Below are 24157 nucleotides of genomic sequence, written 5' to 3'. Positions count from 1 at the left end.
TCAAAAATCCTTTTGGATCAGCTATTCATTGTTATTTATTAAACATATCTGTAAATACAGGCACAAAACGATCGATATCCCCTGCCCCAACCGTCATAAATATGCCTTCACCTACGTTTTGTTCCACAAATTTAGGAAATTCTCCCTTAGCCACGATGTGTGCCGGTACGTTAAGTTTATCTAAAATCACAGCCGAAGTTACGCCCGGAATAGGCATCTCCCTGGCCGGATAAATATCCAGCAGGATAACCTCGTCGGCAATGTCCAGACTTTTAGCAAAACCAGCCTGTAAATCATTTGTACGGGAATACAGATGCGGCTGAAAAGCCACAGTCAGTCTTTTCTCCGGCCACATTTCCCGCACAGCTCTCAATACGGCTTCTATTTCCTGCGGGTGATGAGCATAGTCATCGATATACATAACCTTCCCCTCGGAATGAATATTGAAACGTCTCATCACGCCTTTAAAACGGGGCAAAGCCTCCCGGATTTCTTCCGGTCTCACCCCCGCTTCCAGCGCTATGGTAATCGCTAAAGTCGCATTCTCCACATTCATCCGGCCGGGTACGCCCAACCGTAAATCTTTTATCTCTGCCTTTTGCCCGTGATAGTCGAAAACATATTGTACTCCCTCTACCCTTAAATTATCGGAATAATTATCCGTTACCTCTCCCACCGCATAATAACCCGAAACCTTTGACTTTTCCAGTGAAAGTCCCTTTTTAATAAAAACTTTTCCTTCCGGAACCGTACGGGCAGCAAAGGCTTCAAAGGCGTCGATCAGATTGGCTTTGTTTCCGTATATATCCAGGTGATCCTCATCCATCGCTGTAATGGCTGCAACATAGGGGGTCAATTGCAAAAAAGAACGGTCGAACTCATCCGCTTCTACGACAATATATTCCGATTTTTCATCAGTCAACAGATTGGTACTGAAATTTCTGGAAATCCCTCCTAAAAATGCATTACACCCAACATGAGAAGCATCCAATAAAAAAGCCAACAACGTTGTCGTTGTCGTTTTCCCATGTGTACCTCCCACACAAAGCGCTTTCCCGGTACGAGACAACAATCCCAGCACCTCAGAACGTTTGTGTAAAACAAAACCCGCTTCTTTAAACCAGCACAACTGACGGGAATCTGCCGGAACCGCCGGTGTATATACGACTAAAGTATCGGCTTTATCACGGTATTCCGAAGCTATCTCTTCTTCCTCATCCCTGTAATTCACTGCAATGCCTTCCAGACTCAACCGTTCGGTCAAAGCCGAAGGTGTACGGTCATACCCCCCTACCCGGTATCCTTTTTGCCGGAAATAACGAGCCAAAGCACTCATTCCGATCCCGCCGATTCCTACAAAATAAATATTCTTTATATTCCTGAATACAATCTCCATATCCTCCTTTATTTAAGTCCGCCGACTTAATTTATTTATTTCCGATCAGATTTAATATCTCCCGGGCAATCTTTGTATCCGAATCCGGCATAGCCAAACCCGCAATATTCTCCGACAACAGTTTCAATTGCTCCGGATGGTCCAGCAATTCCGACAAAGCCGGTATCAACTTATCGGCAGCTTCGCTATCTTTCAGCATAACCGCAGCCTGTTTATTTACCAACGCCAATGCATTTTTCGTCTGATGATCTTCTGCTACATTCGGAGAAGGAATCAGTATTGTAGCTTTTGCCAATAAACACAATTCGGAAATCGTTCCCGCTCCGGCCCTAGCCACCACAACGTCAGCACAAGCATAGGCCAAATCCATCCGTTTCAGAAAAGCAGTCAGCTTTACATTCTCCGGCAAAAAATCTGCCAATTCCGCTTTCAATTTTTCATAATAATAGCTACCACACTGCCACAACACCTGTACATCCTTCCAGCCAGCAATAACTTCCAGGTTTTTTCGCACAGCCTGATTCATCATACCGGCACCCAGACTCCCCCCGGTCACCAACACCGTTCTTTTTTGAGGCACCAATCCATAGTATTCAATCCCTTCTTCTCTCAACTTTCCGGCTTCCAACAAATCTTTCCGGACCGGATTACCGGTAAACACAATCTTTTCCGGACTAAAAAAACGTTCCATACCTTCATAGGCCACACATATCTTCACGGCCTTTTTCGCCAACAAACGATTGGTTACTCCGGCATACGAATTTTGCTCCTGCAACACCAATGGAATTCCAGCCTTAACCGCCGTTCTTCCAATCGGACCGCTGGCATATCCTCCGACCCCTACCACAACATCAGGACGGAAACGCCTGATGATTTTTTTCGCTTTACGTAAACTTTTCCACAAATTAACCAACACCTTTACATTCCGGAGTGTCAATTTCCGCTGTAATCCCCGCACAGGCAATCCCTCTATCGGAAATCCGGCTTCCGGAACTTTCTCCATTTCCATTTTTCCTTCTGCTCCTACAAACAAAATCTCCACCTCCTTATCTAAACGTTTCAAAGCATTCGCTATCGACAATGCCGGGAAAATATGTCCTCCGGTTCCCCCTCCGCTTACAATAATTCGTTTCATATACAATATGTTTAAAAATCGTTTATCGACAACTCCTATTCTTCAACCTCTTCCTCAATCCTATTCTCTTCTTGCGTCATGTCCTCATCCTCCTCTATTCCTTCTTCCTCTGCCGGTTCTTCTATCATTTCTCCATGTTCCGGAAAGGTATGGCTGACACTCAAAATCATACCAAAAGCCGCACTGGTAAATAAAAGGGAAGTTCCTCCCATACTAACCAACGGCAAAGGCTGCCCCGTTACCGGAAATAAACCGACACAAACCCCCATATTGACAAAAGCCTGCAAAACAATCATCAAACCCAGACCGGTAACCAGCAATGCCGGGAATGTCCGGGTACATCGCCTCACAATAACCCCGATACGGTATAAAATAATCAGGAACAGCAGTAAAATAACGCCACCGCCAACCAAGCCGTATTCTTCAATAATAATCGCAAAAATAAAATCAGAATAAGGATGCGGTAAAAAATTCCGCTGAACACTATTCCCGGGGCCGACTCCCAGCATTCCTCCTCTGGCTACCGCAATTTTAGACTGCTGGGCCTGAAATGACTCCTCGCCTCCGGAAAAAAAGGCAGTAACCCTCGATTTGATCGTCGGGAAACGCCACACTTCCCCCAACTTAGGAGTAAAAGCAAGCGCAACGACCAGAGACACCATGACAAACAATCCACCCAATATAACAGCCATTCGCTTCAATCTGATACGTCCGACAAACAACATAATCAAACATACCAACCCCAACAATAACGAGGTCGAGAAATTGTCCATAAAAATCAGAAATATCAAAGGCCCGACAAAAATCAGGATATTTTTTAAAGCTTCATCCCTGCATTCGTCATCATCCTGATAAAAAGAAAGTACCCGCGCCGTATATATAATAGCTGCCAATTTTGCCAGCTCCGAAGGCTGAAAGGTCAATCCGATAAAAGGTATTCTGATCCAACGATCCGTATCGTTAACTGTCATTGAGGAAAATTTCGCGACAATCAGCAACACAAAAGCCCCCAACACAAATACTTTGGCAAACAGCAAAAAATATTTATACGGCACAGATTGCAACCAGTAAATCAACAACAGGCAAACCGAAATAATCCCGACCTGCTTCGCCAGAAAAAAGACCGGATTCCCTTTCGCCAAACGTCCGGTGGATGAATACACCACCATTATCGAAGCAATCATCAAACCGATAATCACATACCAAAGGATCTTGTCCCCTTTAATCCATTCTTTATTCCGCAGATCAAGCTTCATTTCCGGTAATTTATTTTGCCAGTTGTCTTACCTTTTCCTTAAACAGATCTCCCCGGTCCTCATAGTTCCTGAATAAATCGAAACTGGCACAACAGGGGGATAAAAGCACCGTATCTCCGGATACGGCATAGTTACGGGCAGCCGCCAATGTCTCTTCCAGGCTATGAGTATCGACTACCGGACAAATGGCGGAAAAATTATCAATCAATTTCCGGTTGTCCGCTCCCATACAAATCAAAACCTTAACTTTCGCTTTCACGAGATCAAACAGTACGCTGTAATCATTCCCTTTATCCGTACCTCCGGCTATCCATACAACCGGCGTCGTCATACTATCCAGGGCATACCAGGCCGAATCTACATTCGTCGCCTTCGAATCATTGATATATGTCACTCCGTCGATTACGGCAACAGTCTCCAACCGGTGTTCTACCTGCGGAAAACTCCGCAAGCCTTCCGCAATCGCTTCAAAACCGATTCCCATCTGCATACATGCCAGAATTGCGGCCATAGCATTATAAACGTTATGCCTTCCCTTTATACTGATTTCATTTTTATTTATACGGAATTCACGGGCATTTAATCGTACCACAACCATATCTCCTTCCATTCCGGCATAATTCTCTCCTTCTCCGGGTCTGTTTTCCGTGTAAGTAAAAGCAGCCACCTGAGGTTGTAAACACGCCTCTTCTACCCTCTCCCTCACCACTTGGCAATCCCAACCGTAAATAAACAAACCCTTATCATTCATATTTTGTAAAATACGGAATTTCGAATCAACATAATTCCCGAACTTATGATCGTAGCGATCCAGATGATCGGGAGTTATATTTGTAATCACCGCAATGTCAGCCTGAAAACGGAACATGCCGTCCAGTTGGAAACTCGAAAGCTCTACAACATACACAGGATGCGCTTTAACGGCCACCTGCGCAGCCAGACTGGCTCCGACATTACCGGCCAGCCCGACGTCCAGACCCGCTTGCTTCAATATATGATGCGTCAGTAACGTTGTTGTTGTCTTGCCGTTACTCCCGGTTATACAAATCATCCGGGCCTCCGTATGCCGGCCGGCAAACTCTATTTCAGAAATAACCTCTGTCCCCCGATTCCTCAATTCAGCAACTAAGGGGACCGTATCCGGAATACCGGGACTCTTCACAACCAGATCGGCTCCATAGATCCGTTCCGCCGTATGTTGTCCCTCCTCAAACGGAATACCGGCTTTATTCAGCTCCTCTTTATATGTTTTCTCAATAACACCTTTATCCGACAAAAACACGTCATACCCAAGCTTTTGTCCGAGCAAAGCCGCACCCGTACCGCTTTCTTTTCCACCTAAAATAACCAGTTTCATAACTTCAGCATTTTACCTTCGTCTGTCAACGACAAACCGTAATATCCTCAATAACCCGTTCCTTTTTCAATCTAAAATCTACAATTTTAAATTTAAAGCTTATCTTACCGCATTTTCAGCGTTACAATCGTTACAACAGCCAGAATAATCCCGACAATCCAAAACCGGGTAACGATCTTAGGTTCCGGAATACCTTTTTTCTGGAAATGATGATGCAAAGGCGACATCAAAAAGATACGCTTTCCTTCCCCATATCTCTTTTTGGTATATTTAAAATAAGAAACCTGCATCACGACAGACAAATTCTCCATCAGGAAAATTCCGCATAAAATCGGTATCAGCAACTCCTTATGCAACATAATGGCAAAAACGGCGATAATACCACCCAGCGACAAACTACCGGTATCTCCCATAAACACCTGAGCCGGATACGAATTGTACCACAAGAAACCGATGGTCGCGCCGATAAATGCCGCCCCATATACCACCAATTCGCCCGAATGCGGAATATACATGATATTCAGATAATCGGCATACACCATATTACCGGAGACATACGCCAGAATTCCGAGTGTCGCCCCGGCAATAGCGGACGTACCCGTCGCCAACCCATCCAAACCGTCTGTCAGATTCGCACCATTCGACACGGCTGTTACAATCAGAATCGTTATCAGGATAAATACAATCCAGCCTAAGGTGTCTGCATTCTCTCCGGCAAAAGAAGTAAACCAGGCATAATCGAATTCATTATCTTTAAAAAAAGGAATAGTCGTCTTTGTCGATTTAATATCCCGGGTCAGCACCTTTGCCCCATTCTCTTCTCCGAATCCTTCATCGACAGTACTCGTAATTACCCCGATATCGGAAATCGTCGCCCTTTCCCGGATAACGACATCTTCACTTACATAAAGACTGATCCCTACAATCAGTCCCAATCCGACCTGACCGATAACTTTAAAACGTCCCTTTAACCCTTCCTTATGCTTACGGAATACTTTGATATAATCGTCCGCAAAACCAATCGCACCCAACCATATCGTCGAAATAATCATCAACTGCACATAAATATTATCCAGACGGGCAAATAATAAAACTGGTACCAATATCGACAACAGAATAATGATTCCTCCCATTGTCGGAGTACCTTTCTTCTGCATTTGTCCTTCCAATCCCAAATCCCGGATTTCCTCACCGATTTGCTGCCGTTGCAAAATACGGATGACTTTCTTTCCTATAATCGTCGCTATCGCTAATGATAATATGATAGCACAGGCCGAACGAAACGTAATGTAATGGAACATTCCCGCTCCCGGGAAATCCAAACTATCCAGATACTTGAAAAGATAATACAACATAAAACTGAAAATTGAATAATTGGGAACGAACACCAAATCAAAGCCCCTTCCCCATTTAATATTACATATTAAAAATCTCTTTTACCACTTCCTTATCGTCAAAATGGTGCTTCACTCCTTTTATTTCCTGATAATTCTCATGTCCTTTTCCCGCAATCAGTACAATATCACCCTTCGCTGCCATCATCAGGGCCGTCCGGATTGCCTCTTTCCGGTCAGTAATCGACAACACGTTCTTTCTGTATTCATCCTTTACCCCGGCCTGCATATCGGCAATGATCGCACCAGGCTCCTCACTCCGGGGATTGTCAGAAGTAAGTATGATCCGGTCACTGTACCGGCAGGCCGCATCCGCCATTTCCGGTCTTTTGGTCTTATCCCGGTCACCGCCGGCACCGACAACCGTAATTACCTTATTGTTCTTTCCCTTCAACCCCTGTATCGTCGTCAATACATTTTCCAATGCATCGGGCGTATGAGCATAGTCGACAACAGCGACAATTCCTTCCGGAGACATCAACGTTTCAAAACGTCCCGACACCGGAACCAGCAAACTCATACAGCGCAATACCTCCTCTTTTTCCAACCCCATCAGACAAGCCGAAGCATATACCGCCAACAAATTATAGGCATTGAAATCTCCTGTAAACTTCGTCCATACCTCACAACCGTCCAGCGCCAAAAGAGTCCCGTCCAGATGTTTCTCCACAGGCTTACAATTAAAATCCGCCAATGTCCGGCAAGAATACGTATATTTCCGGGCCACCGTATTCTGCAACATGACCATACCGTTCTTATCGTCCAGATTCGTCAGTGCAAAAGCCTCTTTTTTCAAACCGTCAAAAAACGCCTTTTTCGCTTCGATATAAGCCCTGAATGTCTTATGATAATCCAAATGATCATGCGTAATATTTGAAAATACCGCCCCATCGAAATCCAAACCGGCAATACGTTTCTGATGAACCGCATGAGAACTGACTTCCATAAAGCAATATTCACAGCCGGCATCAACCATCCGCCGCATAAAACTATTGATCTCCAATGCATCCGGAGTCGTATGAGTGGACGGACATCTTTCTTCGTCGATATAATTACAAACCGTCGATAACAAACCAGCCTTTTTCCCCATCAATCGTACCAATTCATACAGTAAAGTCGCCGTCGTCGTTTTCCCGTTCGTACCCGTTACCCCCACCAGTATCATTTGTCGCGAAGGCTCTCCGTAATAACAGGAAGCAATTTTTCCCAAAGCTGCCGAAGAATCCCCGACAACAATATAACATACCCGGGCGTCCAATTCTTCCGGCAACTCTTCACAAACGACAGCCACAGCTCCGGCTTTTATTGCCTTCCCGATATAAACATGTCCATCTGCACTCACTCCCCTCTGGGCCACAAACAAATCTCCATGACCTACTTTTCTGGAATCGAAATGTACCGATCCGACAGCCATCTCCGTCGTTCCCCGGACTTCTTTACAATCGACTCCTGCAATTAAATCTTTTAACTTCATGATACCATTTTTATATATACGGCTTTACCGTACCGTCTTTTATCGCAATACAATCTGTATCCAACTCCCCTCCCGCACTTCCGTACCCGGATTAATCGACTGGCTTTGTACCATTCCGGCACCGCTTACCCCAACTTTTAAACCGGCATTCTCCAACACAAACAAAGCATCCCTCAATCCCATACCTTTTACATTCGGCACCTGAGAGTTAGTGATCCGCCGGGGTTTCAACACCACATGCTCACTTTCTGCACTGGCTGTCAACACCCAATCGTTTTCCTCCACCTCATCCACCCCTTCCAACTCATAATCCAATTCACCGAAAATCTCCAAAAAATCCCTTTTAAATCCGTTTTTACATACCGGCAAACCTTTTACCGGCTCCGTCTTCACTTCCCCATATTGCATATAGGCAATCGAATATACCTTATCTGCAATCTCCCGGAAAACCGGACTAGCCACCTGATTCGCATAAAATCCTTTCGAAAGAGAAGGATTATTCACTACAACGACACAAGAATACAAAGGCTCGTCAGCAGGAAAAAAACCGACAAAACTGGCCCTGTATTTCCGTATGCCATACCCCTCTGTTCCCGTTGCAATTCGGGCCGTACCCGTTTTTCCTGCAATCCTGTATTTATCCGTACGGATATTTCGTCCGGTCCCATTCTCAACCACCCCTTCCAACATTTCCCGAATCTTCCTCAATGTGCTCCGGCTGCATATCCGTCCTCCCACTTCTTCCGGATCTATCCGCTCAATCACCTCCCCCCGGTTGCGTATCTCTTTCACAAAACGAGGCCGCATACGCTGTCCGTCATTGGCTATCGCATTGTAAAAAGCCAGCATCTGTAAAGGCGTTATCTTCAATTCATATCCGATACTCATCCAGGGAAGCGTAAGTCCGCTCCAATCTTTATCTCCCGGATGCTTGATGTAAGGCTCGCCTTCCCCCTTGATCCGAACGCCCAGCTTTTTATCCAGTCCCATTCCGCATAATCGGTTCACAAAACGTTCCGGTTTATCTTTGTAATGATCGAATACCAACCGGGCAATACCGTTAGACGAAATTTCAAAAATATGCTGCACAGAAATTTTGCCCGGCTTTTTATTGTCTGAATCCGTCAGGTAATTTTTATAAAACTGATACCGTCCGGTCCCCCCCAAATCTACCGTATCCTGGGGTTCCACATAGCCATCCTCCAGCAAAGCAATCATTGTCGCTGCTTTGATCACCGATCCCGGTTCCCCTGCATCCCCGACCGCATAATTCATATCTTCCCGGTAACTTCCACTCGCTGTCCGCGTTAAATTTGCTATCGCTTTTACATCCCCGGTTCTCACTTCCATCAAAATAGCTGTACCGTTAACCGCCTCAAATTTTTCCAATTGTCTCAGTAAAGCATTCTGAACAATATCCTGATAATCGACATCAATTGTCGTAATCACATCATTCCCGTCCACAGGTTCTTCCACCGTCACCGGCACCCAAGTCCCGGACATCATCTGTTTGATACTCCGGCCGGGTTCCCCCTTCAATTCGTTCTCAAAAGCCCCTTCCAATCCGACACGTCCCTCAAAACTACCGTCCTCCGACTCGTTCAGATAACCGATCGTACGCGTAGCCAGATTAACATGAGGTTGCAAGCGCACACTGCTCATCACCTCAATTAAACCTCCCCGGTTTTTCCCCAGCCGGAAAATCGGAAACTGACGTATTTCCTTTAATTCTGTAAAAGAAACTTTACGACGATTGATCAGAAAATAACGTTTTTTCTGACTTTTGGCTATACCTAATTTTTTCCGGTAAAACGCCGGAGACTCATCTTTAAAAAAACGGGAAAGACACAAAGCCAGACTATCAACTTTCTGTTGAAACACCCCGCTTTCGACAACAGAACCATCAAAACGAAGCTCATAATAAGGCACCGAGCTGGCTAACTTCCGTCCGTCGCTCGCGCAGATATCGCCCCGGTTCGGTGCCACCTCAAAGTCTTTTACCCGAACGGCCACCGACTGCTTACGCCACTTTTCCCCTTCCCACATCTGTACCCGCAAAGCCTGAAATACCACGGCTCCGGCTATTATGATCATCAGTACATATACCAGACCGATACGCCAAACGATTTCACCTTTCATTGACATAGGCCTACCTCCTGTATAATTTTACAGGAGGCTCTTTACTCTCCTGCAAATTAAGACCTTCTTCATTGATCCGCTTTTTCACTTCCGACTGCTTACTTATAAACATCAGTTGTGCAGCAGCAGTAATCGATTCAAAGCGCAGTTCCCGGACCTCCCGTTCCATCGCTACCCTCTTCTTATACAACTTCTCGGCACTGTATCCGTTTGCAATATAAAATATACCCAAAAACGTAAGGAAAAGAATAAAGGCTATATTTTTCCGTATCACTTTATCTGCCAATATACGCCCGTCCAGCAACTCTTTCACTGAGCTGCCCACCGTCTCCTTCAATTCATCTTTCGGAGCAATAAAATCCCTATTTTTACTGAAAAGTCCCATATTACCTCTGCCATCACTAATCCTTCAATTTGTCATCCGATTTAACCGCGATCCGTAATTTAGCGCTCCTTGCCCTCGGATTCGCAGTAATCTCATCCTCCGAAGGCACAATCACTTTCCGGTTCACCAGTTCAAATCCCTTCGTTTCGTGCCCGTATATCATATCTTTTTCGACTTTCCCCTCAATATTTCCCGTCTTAAAAAAATTCTTCACCAACCGGTCTTCCAAGGAATGATAGGTAATCACCACCAGACGTCCGCCCGGCCGCAACACCTCTCCGGCAGCTCCGAGCATTTCTTTCAAAGCATCTAATTCTCCGTTCACTTCGATACGTAAAGCCTGATACACCTTTGCCAGGTATTTTTTCTCCTTCATTTTAGGAATACAGGAAAAAATAGCCTGATAAAAATCCTCAGAAGTCACGATTGCTTTCTCCTGCCGGGCCTTCACAATCGCCCCGACCAACCGGCCGGCATTTTCCACCTCACCGTAATTCCGGAAAATATTCACCAAAACATCATCCGTATAGGTATTCAAGACATCCGAAGCTTTCAGCTTGCTCCGACGATTCATCCGCATATCCAGCTCCGCCTCATAACGAAAAGAAAAACCCCGATCCGCTTCGTCAAACTCATGAGAAGAAACGCCCAAATCCGCCAAAATACCGTCCACCTTTCCGAATCCGTAATAACGCACAAAATTCCGCAGATAACGGAAATTGTGATTGACAAAAATAAAGCGTTCGTCTTCAGGCACATTCACCAAAGCATCCTCATCCTGATCGAAACCCAACAAATGTCCTTGTTGTAAACGGTTCAATATCTCCCTGGAATGCCCCCCTCCTCCGAATGTCAAATCCAGATATACACCCCCCGGACGGATATCCAATCCGTCGACAGACTCCTTCAACAACACCGGTACATGATATTCAGACATAACTCTCTTTTTTCAAATTCCAAAAACCTGTTGTGTCAATCCGGCAAACTCTTCCGGATCTATTGCAGATTGCCGGTAAGCCTGTTCGCTCCAGATTTCAATTTTCGCATCCTGTCCGGCCAGCACAAGCTCCCTATCCACCCCGATCTCCTCCAGCAAACGTTTCGGCAACAAAATCCGGCCGTTTCCGTCCATCTCAACCTCCAAAGTCCCCCGGTACCATCCCCGTAAAAAAGCAGCGTGATTCCGGTCAAACGGATTCAATTTTCCCCTTACACCTGCCATCAAAGCCTCCCACTCCGAATAAGGATACATATCGACACAAGTTTCGAATATATTCTTACGTAAGACAAAAACCGACTGTTGCGATACCTGCATAACCTTCCGAAAAGAAGCCGGTACCACAACCCGTCCCTTGCCATCAGCCTTACATGAATAATCTCCGATAAACGATAACATGCCAACTCAGATTTTAATTGTAGATTTCAAATTTTAAACCAGACAAACCCGATAACGAATTTATTCCATCGATTTAAACATATCATCTAAAACTCACGATTCAATTGCATTCTTTACTATCTGATCCAATGCACATTGAATACAAATACCAAATTTTAAAAGGCAATTCTTTCAAAAGGTAAAAGTAAAAAAAAAATCCCACTTTAAACCACTTTCACCCACTTTTTGTAAAAAATATTCAATATATATCAAAATTCCAGTATTCACAGGTATTTGCGAAAAGTGCAACCGGTATCACCGCGTCGAAAAATCCCAGTATCTCATTCTAAACTTTACAAATCGATCCGTAAACAGGTTATTTTAGAACCGTCAAAGATCATTCTTCCGGGTCTGGAATTTTCATATTTTCATAATTCTGCAAAAATGGGAACGAATGATCTTATTTTATCTTTAAATTTGGTATTTTTGCGGTATGATAAATAAAGATGATCTCAAAAAATATTACGCAAGAACCCGGCAACTGATCCTGAATCCCAAACGGGAATGGAGCCTTATCGACAATGAACACGATTCGCCGCTCCAATTGTTTTCCAATTACCTGATTCCACTGGCTATCATGGCCTCTATCGTTGTTTTATTACTCGGTTTTTTGCATTACAACGGATTACATACATTGCTGTATACACTGATCAACTTTATATCAATAACACTGGGAACTTATCTGACTTTTATCATCACGCGGGAATACCTGACCGGTAAGCTCCCGGATGCCGAAGGCACAGCTTTGCATTTGTCCGTTTACAGTGCGGCAGTTTTTACCTTGTTCCACTGTCTTGCTGTTGCATTAGTCAGCGGTTTCTGGAGTCAATTATTAGGGTTGATCAGCCTGATATTTTTACGCACCCTACACGCCGGTATTTCGGGGATTACCAAACTGGAAACCGGCCAAAAAACCAGTATGCTGATTATCATGGCCTTGTCTATCATATGTATTCCGGTCATTTGTAAGAGATTGTTAATGATTTTATTTCACATACCCGTTTTTAACTTGTAAGCCCATATCATGAGTAACGATATCAACATTCGCAACAAACGTGCTTCTTTCGATTACGAGTTTATTGAAGAATACAATGCCGGAATGATTCTGACCGGCACAGAAATAAAATCCATACGTGCCGGAAAAGCCAGCCTTGTCGATTCCTATTGTTATTTCGACCGGGGTGAACTTTGGGTAAAAGGCATTCACATTGCGGAATACCGTTTAGGTACTTACTACAATCACGATGAAAAACGGGAACGGAAACTTCTGCTCACCCGGAAAGAACTCCGTAAACTGGAACGTAAAATCAAGGAAAGCGGTCTTACGATCATTCCGGTCAAACTGTTCCTGACAGACAAAGGCTGGGCAAAATTACGCATCGCCCTGGCACGCGGTAAAAAAGAATACGACAAACGGGAATCGCTCAAGCTCAAAGATGCCAAGCGGGATATGGACCGTGTACGCAAATTCTGATCATTTATCCGGGTGATTTTAATTCCCTCTTTTTCTTTTCATTTTTTAGTTTTCTTACTACCTTCGCATTCGTTTGAAAACGCTAGGAATTTAATCAAAATATCAGTATCATGTATCAAGGAATAAAAACAGTATCATTCGAAGAAGCTGTAAAAGTGGTGAAATCCGGCGACCGGATTCATATCCACAGCGTCGCCTGTGCACCGCAGGGATTAATTCAGGCTCTTTGTGCCCGGGGACGTGCCGGAGAACTGAAAGACATAAAATTACAACACCTCCACACGGAAGGATGTGCTCCCTATGCAGAACAGGAATTTGAAGGCGTATTTTTCCTGGAATCGTTTTTCGTAGGTCATAACGTACGCAAAGCGACACAGGAAGGTTGGGCCGACTACATTCCGGTTCATCTGAGCGAAACTCAAAAATTGATCCGCATGGGGATTACCCCCGTAGATGTTGCCATGATCCAGGTTTGTCCTCCGGACAAGCACGGCTACGTATCTATGGGTACTTCCGTAGATGCAACCCTGGCTGCCGTACAAACGGCTAAAACGGTTATTGCCGTCATCAACCCGAACGTTCCGCGTGCCTGGGGAGATGCTATCATAAAATTATCGGATATCGACATTTTCTGTGAAGACGACACCCCGCTGATCGAAGCCAAACCGGCTCAACCCTCCGAACAAGACATCAAAATCGGTAAAAACTGTGCCGGTTTGATCGAAGACGGTGCCTGTCTGCAAATGGGTATCGGAGCCATTCCGAACGCCGTATTATCCCAATTGGGTAACCACAAAAATCTGGGAATCCACACCGAAATGTTCGCTGACGGAGTTCTTCCGCTTTACTACAAAGGCGTTATCAACAACCTGAATAAAAAATACGACAAAGGGAAGATTGTTTCTACCTTTCTGATGGGTTCCAAAGAAGTATACGATTTTATCGATGACAATCCGGCCGTGGCCATGATGGATGTCGGTTACACCAACGATCCCTGTATCATTGCCCAACAGCCGAAACTGACAGCTATCAATTCGGCACTGTCCATCGATCTTACCGGTCAGGTAAATGCAGACTCTCTGGGTTGCAAGTTTTACAGCGGTTGCGGCGGGCAATTGGATTTCATCCGCGGAGCGGCTGCCAGTGAAGGAGGCAAACCGATCATCGCCATGCCGGCTGTAACGGCCAAAGGTGTCAGCAAAATCAGCCCGACTTTACTGAACGGAGCAGGTGTTGTAACCACCCGTTTTGATGTTCATTATGTCGTTACGGAATTCGGTGTTGCAGACCTCTACGGTAAAACCTTACAGGAACGTGCAAAAGCATTGATTGCTATTGCAGCTCCCCAACATCAGGAAGAATTGGACAAAGCTGCATTCGAACGTTTCGGCAGCCATTTCCATTTTGTAAAAAAATAAATCCGGCAAAAAGAGGAGCTTTTTCAGTTCCTCTTTTTCTTTCCTTCCCTCTCCGATTATCCTTCCCTTTGACTTTCGACATTTTAATCGTACCTTCGCCCATCGTTAAAGAAAACCGTTTTATTTTTACAGCCTTATGATGGATTGGAATACACTTTTATCTGCACATCGCTACCACCCGGGAAGTCCCGCTTCTTTGTTTCACTCTCACGACCGTTCACAGTTCCAACGCGATTACGACCGGTTGATTTTTTCTTCCCCTTTCCGGCGTTTGCAGAATAAAACACAGGTATTTCCTTTGCCCGGAAATATTTTTGTCCACAACCGCCTTACACATAGTCTGGAAGTGGCCAGCGTAGGACGGTCACTGGGCAATAAAATCGCCCAATTCATCAAACAACAAAATGTGCCAATAGACAATCCAGAACTACTGGAAGAAATCGGTACGATTGTCAGTAGCGCTTGTCTGGCGCACGACTTAGGCAATCCTCCTTTCGGACATTCGGGCGAAGAAGCTATTTCCTATTTTTTCAGCGAAGGAGAAGGCATGTATTTTAAAAAGCTATTATCGGATGAAGAGTGGGCCGATCTCAGTCATTTCGAAGGCAATGCCAATGCTTTCCGCCTGTTGACACACAGTTTCAACGGAAGACGTCCGGGAGGATATACCATGACTTATACAACCCTGGCTTCCATCGTCAAATATCCTTTCGAATCCAAAGCCTCCGCCAAAGGCTATAAATACGGTTTTTTCCAAAGTGAGAAAGAAATCTTTCAGCAGGTGGCCGAAGAATTGGGCATTCGCCGGATAAGTGAAAATCCGCTGCAATATGTCCGTCACCCTCTTGTATTTCTGGTAGAGGCTGCCGACGACATTTGCTACCAAATCATGGATATCGAAGACTCACATAAAATGCGGATACTCTCTTACGATGAAACGACAAATATCCTGGAAAATTTTTATGACAAAAACGAAGACAAAGAAGACCTGAAAATCATTGCCCGGACTTTTAAAGTGGTAACTGACAAAAACGAACGCATCGCCTTCCTCCGTGCCGGCATTATCAACAAGCTGATCAACGCCTGTGCCGATATCTTCTGCCAAAACTACGAAACCATTATGATGGGGGAATTCAAGAGCAGTTTAATCAAAAACCTGACGGGCACCAACAAAATGGCTTATGACAAGTGTACAGAACTGGCTTACAGTCGGATATACCACACCAATATCGTCACACAGATTCAAATAGCCGGTTTCAAAATCCTCGGAACGATCCTGAAAGAATATACGGATGCCGTTCTCAAACCGGAAACCTATTACGCCCGCAACATCTTATCCGTTATGCCGGAACAATACCAAGTCAGTAAAGACGACTCGATGTACACCAAAATACAAACGGTTGTCGATTACGTATCCGGTATGACCGATTCTTATGCATTGAATCTTTACCGGAAAATCAAAGGAATCGAGTTACCGGAATTAAAATAAAAACAGTCAGTTTGTAAAATAACTGTAATATGAGGGAAAAAGCCGGCAAGAAAATGAGGTATCCTGTTTTAAAATAACCTATTCTGCCACAATTGCGGCAAAATAGGTTATCAACATCCCAAGCTTTAAAAGCTATAGACAAAACGTTACAATTCAGTTTGCTCGGTACGGCAAATAATCTCGTTCTGTAAATCCTCACCCAGATCATTGAAATAGTCGCTGTATCCGGCAACCCTTACAATCAAATCCTTATAGTTTTCAGGATGCTTCTGAGCATCCCGCAATGTATCAGCATTGACAACATTAAACTGAATGTGATGTCCGTCCATACGGAAATACGCACGGATCAAATGTACCAGATTTGTAGCCCCTTGTTCCGTTGCCAGTAAGGAAGGTGTAAATTTCTGATTCAACAACGTCCCCCCCGTCTTGATATGATCGATTTTAGCGGCGGATTTAATCACAGCCGTCGGTCCTTTGGTATCGGCTCCCTGTACCGGAGAGATTCCTTCTGACAAGGGTTTGCCGGCATTACGCCCGTCCGGTGTAGCCCCCGTCACACTTCCGAAATAAACGTGGCAGGTTGTCGGTAACATATTTACTCGATAATTAGCCCCCCTCGGAGACTTATGCCCGTTTAACACATCGTAGTATAAATCGAAAACTTCTACTTCCTGTTTATCGGCATAATCATCATCATTTCCATACTTCGGGGTTTTGTATACAAATTGATACTGCAACTCTTCATATCCCTTAAAATCTGCAGCAAGAGCCGCAGCCATCTGTTCCACACCGACGTCCTTCTTATCATAAACATGATACCGCAAAGAAGTCAGCATATCCGTAATGCTTCCCAGACCAACGCCCTGAACATAACTGGAATTATAACGGGCACCGCCGCACATATAATCCTTACCGTTCTTAATACAATCTTCAATCAGGACAGACAAGAAAGGCACCGGCATATGGCGCATAAAAATCCGTTCGATAATATTATTCCCGATCAGTTTAATACGCATAAAATGTGTCACCTGAGCCCGGAAAGCAGCGAACAACTCTTCATAAGTCGTATAATCAACCAAACAACCGGTTTTCAAACCGAGTTGCTTGCCCGTACGTTTATCAAATCCGTTATTCAATGTCAATTCCAATATTTTCGGCAGGTTAAAATATCCGGTAAGGATGTAAGCCTCTGTTCCGAAAGCTCCGGTTTCCACACAACCGGAACAGCCGCCGTTACGGGCATCTACAACATCTTTTCCAGCCCGGAGCATTTCCTGTACCAACGCATCCGTATTGAAAACCGAAGGCTGACCGAATCCGGTTTTAATAATCTCAACAGCGGCCCGGATAAACTGATCGGGATTCTTCTTGCTGACCTGAATCATCGAACTAGGCTGCAAAATACGCATCTCCCGGATAACATCCAGCAAAATATAAGACATTTCATTTACACCGTCACTACCGTCTTCCTTTACTCCTCCGACATTGATCAGCGAAAAATCGGTATATGTGTTACTTTCCTCTGCGGTAACCCCCACTTTAGGAGGAGAAGGATGGTTATTAAACTTTACCCAGAACGACTCCAACACTTCGTATATATCTTCCTTCGTCGCAGATCCTTCCCGTATCTGTTTTTCATACAACGGATAAAGACTCTGATCCAGACGTCCCGGATTAAAAGAATCCCAAGGATTCAACTCTGTAACGACCCCCAGATGGATAAACCAATAATGTTGGAGAGCTTCCTGCACAGTACGCGGAGCATGTGCCGGCACCCAGCGACAAACCTCTGCCATCTGTTTTAACTCAGACTTACGCTTTGGATCGGCTTCTGCCGCTGCCAACTCTTCCAGCTTATCGGCATGCCGGCCTGCATACATAATCATGGCATCACAAACAATTTCCATGGCTCGCAATTCGTCGTGCTTATCCACACCTTCCGGATCGTCCAGCATATCCAATTCAGCCATTGCTTCCTCAATTTCCCGTTTCAGATCAAGCAAACCCGTACGGAACATTTTCTTACCCAATACGGTATGTCCCGGCGCCCGCTGTTCCTGAAATTCGGTAAAGATACCGGCAGCGTATGCCTCCTTCCATTCTTCCGGTAAACTTTTGAAAATTCTGTCCCGGTTGGATTTACCCGTCCAATAAGGAATAATCACATCCCGATAAGCCTTACGGGTCTCCTCGTCCGATTTAAAAGACACTTTTGCCCGGTCATTCAATATCTCAAGGTCTTTTATCGAATGCACACATATTTCCGGATAAGTAGGAGTTGCTTTAGGCGCCGGTCCCCTTTCTCCGACAATCAATTCCCCTTCGTTAATACAGATGTATTTGTGTTCCAAAATATAACGGAACGACATTGCCCGCTGAACCGGTACCGGTTCGGCATCAGCCACACCCGATTTATAAAATTCCGTAATCAATAATGCACGTTCGGCCGAAATACGATTCACGGCATTCAGACTCTGTTCACGCAGTCTTTTAATTCTTTCACTCAGTTGCATAGTTATAAAGTTTATAGTTTTTACATTACAATATCGTATAGTTGTTTCGGCGGAAACACTCTTTTATCTCACAAAGATCCTTTTCCGTCATACTAGCCAGATCTCCCATCTCATAGGTCATCCCCAAACGACGATACTTATCGGCCCCCGTCCGGTGATAAGGCAAAAACTCCACTTCACGTAAAGCCGGCCATTGTTTCAGACAATCCAATAAAGCCTGTTGCCCGTCAGGGGTGTTGTTTACTCCGGGAATAACGGGAATCCGTATGATAACCCGATTACCGTACCCGGCTATACATCCCAAATTCTCCAGCACCTGATGAAATCCCCGACCGACAAACTCCGTAAATTTAGCCTCCTCCGCTGTCTTCATATCATACAGAAACAAATCGGTATACCGGCAGATTTCTTCCAACATTTCACAGGAAACAGCTCCGGCCGTATCTATACAAGTACTGATCTTATGAGCTTTACACAGCTTAAGTATCTCAAGTAAAAAAGGAGCCTGCAACAAAGGTTCTCCACCCGAAAAGGTCACGCCTCCACCCGATTCTTCAAAAAACACCTGGTCTTTTAATATCTCTGCCATCAATTCCTCGGTCGTAACACTGTACCCTACCGTACTCTCCTCCCGGAACTCCTTATCTCCCAGCCGGTGAACCTGTAACATAACCGTCGGTTGCAAAGACTGACTTTCCGGATTATGACACCAACGACAATGCAAATTACATCCTTTCAGAAATACAGTTGTCCGTATTCCCGGGCCATCATGAATTGCATAGCGCTTAATATCGAAAATATTTCCACGCATAACAGTAAAAAATAAATAAATTCGGATTATTATTTCCGGAAAGTATCATTCGTTTCCGGAATCACACACAGAAAAGTATAAAGTGCTAACAAATCCAGCACTCATAAAGTCCCTTATAGGAACGGTTCTGTAAAATACGATATATATCCGGTGCAATTAACATGCAGCCAAGATATGCAATCGTTTGATATAAAACAAGGTTTTAGGAAAAAATTTCTTTAAAAGAAACGAGCCGGAATTAAATTCCGGCCTTGTTCCTTATCCCAGTAATTCTTTTACTTTAGCAGAAATCGCTTTACCATCGGCCTTCCCCGACAATTGCTTCGTCGCAACTCCCATCACCTTACCCATATCTTTGGGAGAGGTTGCTCCGACAGAAGCGATGATCGCTTTTAAAGCATCCGTCAATTCCGCTTCCGACATCTGTTTCGGTAAAAACGAACTCAATACTTCAAGCTGTCCGCTTTCCTCTTCATACAAATCGGTACGCCCCTGCTGCTTATATATTTCAGCAGCATCCATACTCTGCTTTGCCAGTTTCTGAATAATTTTAATACATTCGGCATCGTCTATGCCATCTGCACCCGGACGGGTTTTGGCTTCCAATATCACTTTTTTGATATTCCGCAAAGCTTCCAGGCGAATTTTTTCTTTCGCTTTCATGGCATTTTTAATGCCTTCGTTTACTTGTTCTTCTATCGTCATAATAAATTGTATTAAGTATTTTTATTCGAATAACCGCTAATACATAGGTGCATTTTAAAACTTCCTTTCAAAAAAGCAATACCACTAAAATCCAAATACAGGATTTAGCTGCCAATTTTAAACCGGTGAAGTAAATCCATTGTCTGCTCTATTGCCTCTAAAAGGTTCAATTCATCCTACCTTCCCGCTTATATCCATCCGGTATTTCTCCCGTTCCAATTGACGAAATTAATATTTTCAAACGAATCTTTTGATGAAAGGGATTTAAAAAACATATCGACACGCTTTTTTCTTACCTTTGCGAAGCAATCTGGAATATATGACTTCGATTAAAAACAAAACCATCTGGACCATTGCTTATCCGATCATTTTCGGTAATCTGGCACAAACTTTAATTGCATTAACGGACACGGCATTTTTAGGACGCTTAAGTCCCATTGCCTTAGGCGCCTCAATGATGGCAGGAATATATTATTACGTCTATTCAACCTTGGCCTGGGGATTCAGTATCGGTATACAAATCATCGTAGCCCGCCGTCTGGGAGAGAACAAATTAAACCGTATCGGAGTTATCTTCGAGCACGGCCTGGTATTTGTGCTGTTCTTATCCTCCGGATTGTTTCTAATCCAGCATTACTTTACCGACAGCATACTTCACAACATCATTCAATCGCCCAACATATATAATTCGGCAATGGACTACATGAATTACCGGCATTACGGTATTGTCTTCGTCTGTTTCAATTTTCTTTTCAGAGCTTTATACATCGGACTTTCCAATACAAAAGTAATCAGTTTTTCCACGCTATTGATGGCCATCGTCAATATCGTACTCGATTATGTCCTGATATTCGGGAAATGGGGATTCCCCAATATGGGAGTCGGTGGAGCTGCATTGGCTTCTGTCTGTGCCGAAATCTCCGCACTTCTCTTCTTCATCGGCTATACACTCGTAAAATTACCGTTGAAAACATATGCCTTATTCTATTTTCACAAACTCGAAGGCTGGTTGATGAAATCCATTCTCCGGCTGGCATTTCCGACTATGCTGCAAAAATTATTTTCTTTCGGAACCTGGTTTATCTTTTTTGCACTTGTCGAGCACATGGGAGAAGGGCCGATCGCCGTATCCGGAATCATTCGGAGCGTTTATATGTTGATTATGATACCGGTATTCGCATTCGGAGCTACGGCAAATACGCTTACAAGCCGCCTCATCGGTGCCGGTAAGCAAAACGAAGTTATCCCGACGATACTCAAAACAATCGGTCAGGGCATGCTGGCCATCCTGCCGATACTACTTTGTTGTTTATTCTTTCCCTCTTTTATATTGTCTGTCTACACAAACGATACGACTTTGGCTGCGGAATCGGTTTCTTCACTTTTCGTTGTTTGCTGTGCAGCAATCACGATGAGTATCGGGATGCCTATGTTTGAAGGCGTCTCCGGCACCGGCAACACCACTAAAGCCTTGTTGCTCGAATTTGTCGTATTGGCAGCCTATACCTTCTCGGTTTGGTTTTTCGCCTCTTATATCAATGCCCGGGTAGAATGGGTCTGGAGCAGCGAATTTATTTACGGTGTATTTATCGGTTTGGTCTCCTACCTATACCTGAAATTCGCACACTGGCAAAAGAAGAAAATTTAAAACATCTGCTTATTTCTTCCGATATAAACCTCCGGAATTGAATTTCAGGGATACTTCATGCGAGGCTCCGAACACATTGGCATCCGTTCCGGTCGATGGTTCATAACAATAAGTAACGGCCAGACAGTCCAGTAACCGCATTTCTCCCTGTACGCCTATTGCCTGTTCTTTCCGCCAAATCAAACCGATTCCGGCCATATTCCGGTAATAGGCAAAAACGCCTAAATCCAGATCACTGTCCCAATCGCTATCGTACACATATAACGCTCTCGGCAAAATATCCCAACGGGATCCCATTCCAATCCGGTATTCCCCATACAAACTTATCCTGGAATACATCCCGTCACCTCCGTCCCGGCACACTCCCCGGTAGCCTGCTCCCAAAGACAATTCCCGGTAATTCCAGGCAACACCTCCGGCAACATAAAACCATTCTTTATTAAAATCTTCCGGCTTTGCACTTCCCAGATTCTCCGGCCAATCGTAACGCACCAATTGCATCCCCGCAGTGAGTCCGAGAGAAAGACGGGAATTTTCCGACAGAGCAAATCCCCGGTCTCCGGTCAATCCGAACTGATAATCTTTCCGGTACCCCGATTTACTATATCCCCCGTTGACACCCGTCCCCCATTTTCCGGGAGTCCACAGCTTGTGTAGCGAAAAACCCATATATTGAGGAGATTCTTCCAGTTTTCCCCATTGATGCCGATACCACAAAGCGGCTGACACACCGGTTTCCCGGTTATAATAAGCAGGATTGATAATTTCCGGACTGGACAATGCCCTTACCGGCACAACATCTTGAGCCATTCCTCCCGTCACCATACCCCAACAACAAAATACACCCCATAATTTCTTCCACATAACCAACATTGATTTACATTTTAAAATACGGGAAGTCCCCCGGTCAGGGACCTCCCGCCTATTATTTGTCATTCACGTCCTAACGTTATCGTCGTCCAGAAATTGACGGCATCACTGGGGTCTGCCAGTTCGATGTATAAAGGTACATTATCATCCGAAGAAGCGAAAGCATCGCTCAAAACAGTCAGCACTACTTGTGCATCCCGGGAGCCTTGCTGCACCGTCATCTGATAAGGCGCATCCATTTGGAAATGAATCCCCAACTTAGCCATATACTGGTTTAAATTCAAAGGAATCGTCATATTTCTGGCAGCGGCCTTATCCAATACATTGGGAATGGTTATTGTAAACTCTTTGTTTCCTTCTCCGGCAGCCAACAAAGCCTCGTATTCGGCATTCGGGTCCAGTATCATCACATAATCCGGACTACGCCCTATTTTCAGCCAGGTTTCTTTCCAGGCCGGATCATACTCAAAAAGCTGAGACGGATTTTTACCTTCCTCCGTCAACGTCAGTTTTACCCGCTCAAAACCGACCTGTGGGAATAAATCACCCCTTACCTCGACTTCAATAGATGCTGAACGTTCTCCGGCCGGTACGAAAAAGGCATGTCCGTATTCCCCCAGTATCTTGAAATCCGTACCTTCTACCAAATCCGTTTCCAACTTGAAAGGTACGACCAAATCCTGCACGGCAGCCTTTGTCATCGACAATAAAGCCAGTGAAACCTTTTTGGGAGCCGTCGCATCGAAATCCAACATCACCTCTCCCACTCCTTGCGGATCACACCAGGGAATCGGTAAAGCGGCCTTACTCACATTCATCTGATAAGAAGCACAGATAGTATTCAAATCAATATCATCGGCTTCCTGCAATTTAGCCGTCACCGTCAAACTTTTTCCGGCCGGCACTTTACTCCAATCTATGCTGAACAATTCGGGAGTAATTTTTTCACTCCCTTTAAAAGCCACTTCGTTTTTCAGTATACCGATAGCAGAACTCAACTCTGCCGGCTCAATGCTTACATCCAGTTTTACCGTAAGGTTCTGTCCGGCCTTCATCCGGTTCATTTGCATCGGAACAGCTACGTTTTCAGCATCACTGATAAAATAATCCGCACTTTGATCCGATGTTTTCTCCAAAAAACCGCCCCTCGGCAATTTCGGTATATATTCATAATCGTTATCATCGTCACAGGCCGATAATCCACAGACGATACCGACGATTAACAAACCATATTTCAATTTATTCATAATTTTCA

At 44.5% G+C, this 24157-nt stretch carries 20 protein-coding genes; 5 read left to right on the top strand and 15 right to left on the bottom strand.

Annotated elements, in window-relative coordinates; genetic code table 11:
- Window positions 1–31 precede the first annotated feature (31 nt).
- The 10 genes from murC to BN8908_RS00315 form a co-directional block, all read right to left on the bottom strand.
- Window positions 32–1396 carry a UDP-N-acetylmuramate--L-alanine ligase gene (gene murC / locus BN8908_RS00360; RefSeq protein ID WP_068688290.1) on the bottom strand — a complete coding sequence of 455 codons (1365 nt, stop codon included), beginning with the start codon at window positions 1394–1396 and terminating at the stop codon, window positions 32–34.
- Between the two features lie 31 nt (window positions 1397–1427).
- The gene (gene murG / locus BN8908_RS00355) at window positions 1428–2531 is read right to left on the bottom strand and encodes an undecaprenyldiphospho-muramoylpentapeptide beta-N-acetylglucosaminyltransferase (protein WP_068688288.1); all 1104 of its coding nucleotides are present in this window, start codon (window positions 2529–2531) and stop codon (window positions 1428–1430) included.
- Window positions 2532–2566: 35 nt separating this feature from the next.
- The gene (locus tag BN8908_RS00350; RefSeq protein ID WP_021986545.1) at window positions 2567–3787 is read right to left on the bottom strand and encodes an FtsW/RodA/SpoVE family cell cycle protein; all 1221 of its coding nucleotides are present in this window, start codon (window positions 3785–3787) and stop codon (window positions 2567–2569) included.
- A 10-nt stretch (window positions 3788–3797) separates the two neighbouring features.
- Window positions 3798–5144, bottom strand: coding sequence for a UDP-N-acetylmuramoyl-L-alanine--D-glutamate ligase (murD, locus tag BN8908_RS00345; protein ID WP_068688286.1), 1347 nt, complete (start codon window positions 5142–5144; stop codon window positions 3798–3800).
- Between the two features lie 104 nt (window positions 5145–5248).
- A complete protein-coding gene (gene mraY / locus BN8908_RS00340) occupies window positions 5249–6499 on the bottom strand; it encodes a phospho-N-acetylmuramoyl-pentapeptide-transferase (protein WP_021986543.1) in 1251 nt (416 codons plus the stop codon).
- Between the two features lie 61 nt (window positions 6500–6560).
- The gene (locus tag BN8908_RS00335) at window positions 6561–8012 is read right to left on the bottom strand and encodes a UDP-N-acetylmuramoyl-L-alanyl-D-glutamate--2,6-diaminopimelate ligase (protein ID WP_068688284.1); all 1452 of its coding nucleotides are present in this window, start codon (window positions 8010–8012) and stop codon (window positions 6561–6563) included.
- A gap of 39 nt (window positions 8013–8051) precedes the next feature.
- Window positions 8052–10157, bottom strand: coding sequence for a penicillin-binding protein (locus BN8908_RS00330; RefSeq protein WP_068688282.1), 2106 nt, complete (start codon window positions 10155–10157; stop codon window positions 8052–8054).
- Between the two features lie 4 nt (window positions 10158–10161).
- Window positions 10162–10536 (bottom strand): FtsL-like putative cell division protein, encoded by a 375-nt coding sequence (locus tag BN8908_RS00325; RefSeq protein WP_021986540.1) that lies wholly within the window; start codon window positions 10534–10536, stop codon window positions 10162–10164.
- 16 nt (window positions 10537–10552) lie between these two features.
- Window positions 10553–11473 carry a 16S rRNA (cytosine(1402)-N(4))-methyltransferase RsmH gene (rsmH, locus tag BN8908_RS00320; RefSeq protein WP_021986539.1) on the bottom strand — a complete coding sequence of 307 codons (921 nt, stop codon included), beginning with the start codon at window positions 11471–11473 and terminating at the stop codon, window positions 10553–10555.
- A 12-nt stretch (window positions 11474–11485) separates the two neighbouring features.
- Entirely contained in the window at window positions 11486–11932 is a 447-nt protein-coding gene (locus BN8908_RS00315; protein WP_021986538.1) for a division/cell wall cluster transcriptional repressor MraZ, read from the bottom strand.
- A gap of 472 nt (window positions 11933–12404) precedes the next feature.
- Here BN8908_RS00315 and BN8908_RS00310 point away from each other — a divergent pair, with 472 nt between their 5' ends.
- The 4 genes from BN8908_RS00310 (at window position 12405) to BN8908_RS00295 (ending at window position 16352) form a co-directional block, all read left to right on the top strand.
- Window positions 12405–12986: a hypothetical protein gene (locus BN8908_RS00310; RefSeq protein ID WP_068688280.1), complete on the top strand. Its 582-nt coding sequence runs from the start codon at window positions 12405–12407 to the stop codon at window positions 12984–12986.
- Between the two features lie 9 nt (window positions 12987–12995).
- Window positions 12996–13445, top strand: a complete 450-nt coding sequence (gene smpB, locus BN8908_RS00305) for an SsrA-binding protein SmpB (protein WP_021986536.1) — start codon at window positions 12996–12998, stop codon at window positions 13443–13445.
- Window positions 13446–13555: 110 nt separating this feature from the next.
- Window positions 13556–14863 (top strand): acetyl-CoA hydrolase/transferase family protein, encoded by a 1308-nt coding sequence (locus BN8908_RS00300; protein WP_021986535.1) that lies wholly within the window; start codon window positions 13556–13558, stop codon window positions 14861–14863.
- 136 nt (window positions 14864–14999) lie between these two features.
- Window positions 15000–16352, top strand: a complete 1353-nt coding sequence (locus BN8908_RS00295) for a deoxyguanosinetriphosphate triphosphohydrolase (RefSeq protein WP_021986534.1) — start codon at window positions 15000–15002, stop codon at window positions 16350–16352.
- Window positions 16353–16498: 146 nt separating this feature from the next.
- On the opposite strand, the gene hypD is transcribed toward BN8908_RS00295, so the two are convergent.
- From hypD to BN8908_RS00280, 3 genes are all read right to left on the bottom strand, one after another.
- Window positions 16499–18868, bottom strand: coding sequence for a trans-4-hydroxy-L-proline dehydratase (gene hypD / locus BN8908_RS00290; protein ID WP_068688278.1), 2370 nt, complete (start codon window positions 18866–18868; stop codon window positions 16499–16501).
- Window positions 18869–18893: 25 nt separating this feature from the next.
- A complete protein-coding gene (locus tag BN8908_RS00285) occupies window positions 18894–19679 on the bottom strand; it encodes a glycyl-radical enzyme activating protein (RefSeq protein WP_068688276.1) in 786 nt (261 codons plus the stop codon).
- A gap of 258 nt (window positions 19680–19937) precedes the next feature.
- A complete protein-coding gene (locus BN8908_RS00280) occupies window positions 19938–20384 on the bottom strand; it encodes a GatB/YqeY domain-containing protein (RefSeq protein ID WP_021986531.1) in 447 nt (148 codons plus the stop codon).
- Between the two features lie 319 nt (window positions 20385–20703).
- Between BN8908_RS00280 and BN8908_RS00275 the strand changes: the two genes are divergently transcribed.
- Window positions 20704–22032, top strand: a complete 1329-nt coding sequence (locus tag BN8908_RS00275) for an MATE family efflux transporter (protein WP_021986530.1) — start codon at window positions 20704–20706, stop codon at window positions 22030–22032.
- A gap of 9 nt (window positions 22033–22041) precedes the next feature.
- On the opposite strand, the gene BN8908_RS00270 is transcribed toward BN8908_RS00275, so the two are convergent.
- Both BN8908_RS00270 and BN8908_RS00265 read right to left on the bottom strand, forming a co-directional pair.
- Complete coding sequence (locus BN8908_RS00270) at window positions 22042–22896, bottom strand: type IX secretion system membrane protein PorP/SprF (RefSeq protein ID WP_161945841.1); 855 nt, start codon at window positions 22894–22896, stop codon at window positions 22042–22044.
- Window positions 22897–22964: 68 nt separating this feature from the next.
- A complete protein-coding gene (locus tag BN8908_RS00265; protein WP_068688272.1) occupies window positions 22965–24149 on the bottom strand; it encodes a hypothetical protein in 1185 nt (394 codons plus the stop codon).
- Between the last annotated feature and the right edge of the window lie 8 nt (window positions 24150–24157).

This window comes from Culturomica massiliensis, assembly GCF_900091655.1.
GTDB classification, from domain to species: domain Bacteria; phylum Bacteroidota; class Bacteroidia; order Bacteroidales; family Marinifilaceae; genus Culturomica; species Culturomica massiliensis.
The sequence above is the reverse complement of the archived record's forward strand: the minus strand, read 5'-3'. Positions and strand labels throughout refer to the sequence as shown.

Bases quoted from the DNA above. Each gene is read 5' to 3' on its own strand.
- murC (WP_068688290.1), bottom strand. From the start codon at position 1,396: ATGGAGATTGTATTCAGGAATATAAAGAATATTTATTTTGTAGGAATC.
- murG (WP_068688288.1), bottom strand. From the start codon at position 2,531: ATGAAACGAATTATTGTAAGCGGAGGGGGAACCGGAGGACATATTTTC.
- BN8908_RS00350 (WP_021986545.1), bottom strand. From the start codon at position 3,787: ATGAAGCTTGATCTGCGGAATAAAGAATGGATTAAAGGGGACAAGATC.
- murD (WP_068688286.1), bottom strand. From the start codon at position 5,144: ATGAAACTGGTTATTTTAGGTGGAAAAGAAAGCGGTACGGGTGCGGCT.
- mraY (WP_021986543.1), bottom strand. From the start codon at position 6,499: ATGTTGTATTATCTTTTCAAGTATCTGGATAGTTTGGATTTCCCGGGA.
- BN8908_RS00335 (WP_068688284.1), bottom strand. From the start codon at position 8,012: ATGAAGTTAAAAGATTTAATTGCAGGAGTCGATTGTAAAGAAGTCCGG.
- BN8908_RS00330 (WP_068688282.1), bottom strand. From the start codon at position 10,157: ATGTCAATGAAAGGTGAAATCGTTTGGCGTATCGGTCTGGTATATGTA.
- BN8908_RS00325 (WP_021986540.1), bottom strand. From the start codon at position 10,536: ATGGGACTTTTCAGTAAAAATAGGGATTTTATTGCTCCGAAAGATGAA.
- rsmH (WP_021986539.1), bottom strand. From the start codon at position 11,473: ATGTCTGAATATCATGTACCGGTGTTGTTGAAGGAGTCTGTCGACGGA.
- BN8908_RS00315 (WP_021986538.1), bottom strand. From the start codon at position 11,932: ATGTTATCGTTTATCGGAGATTATTCATGTAAGGCTGATGGCAAGGGA.
- BN8908_RS00310 (WP_068688280.1), top strand. From the start codon at position 12,405: ATGATAAATAAAGATGATCTCAAAAAATATTACGCAAGAACCCGGCAA.
- smpB (WP_021986536.1), top strand. From the start codon at position 12,996: ATGAGTAACGATATCAACATTCGCAACAAACGTGCTTCTTTCGATTAC.
- BN8908_RS00300 (WP_021986535.1), top strand. From the start codon at position 13,556: ATGTATCAAGGAATAAAAACAGTATCATTCGAAGAAGCTGTAAAAGTG.
- BN8908_RS00295 (WP_021986534.1), top strand. From the start codon at position 15,000: ATGATGGATTGGAATACACTTTTATCTGCACATCGCTACCACCCGGGA.
- hypD (WP_068688278.1), bottom strand. From the start codon at position 18,868: ATGCAACTGAGTGAAAGAATTAAAAGACTGCGTGAACAGAGTCTGAAT.
- BN8908_RS00285 (WP_068688276.1), bottom strand. From the start codon at position 19,679: ATGCGTGGAAATATTTTCGATATTAAGCGCTATGCAATTCATGATGGC.
- BN8908_RS00280 (WP_021986531.1), bottom strand. From the start codon at position 20,384: ATGACGATAGAAGAACAAGTAAACGAAGGCATTAAAAATGCCATGAAA.
- BN8908_RS00275 (WP_021986530.1), top strand. From the start codon at position 20,704: ATGACTTCGATTAAAAACAAAACCATCTGGACCATTGCTTATCCGATC.
- BN8908_RS00270 (WP_161945841.1), bottom strand. From the start codon at position 22,896: ATGTGGAAGAAATTATGGGGTGTATTTTGTTGTTGGGGTATGGTGACG.
- BN8908_RS00265 (WP_068688272.1), bottom strand. From the start codon at position 24,149: ATGAATAAATTGAAATATGGTTTGTTAATCGTCGGTATCGTCTGTGGA.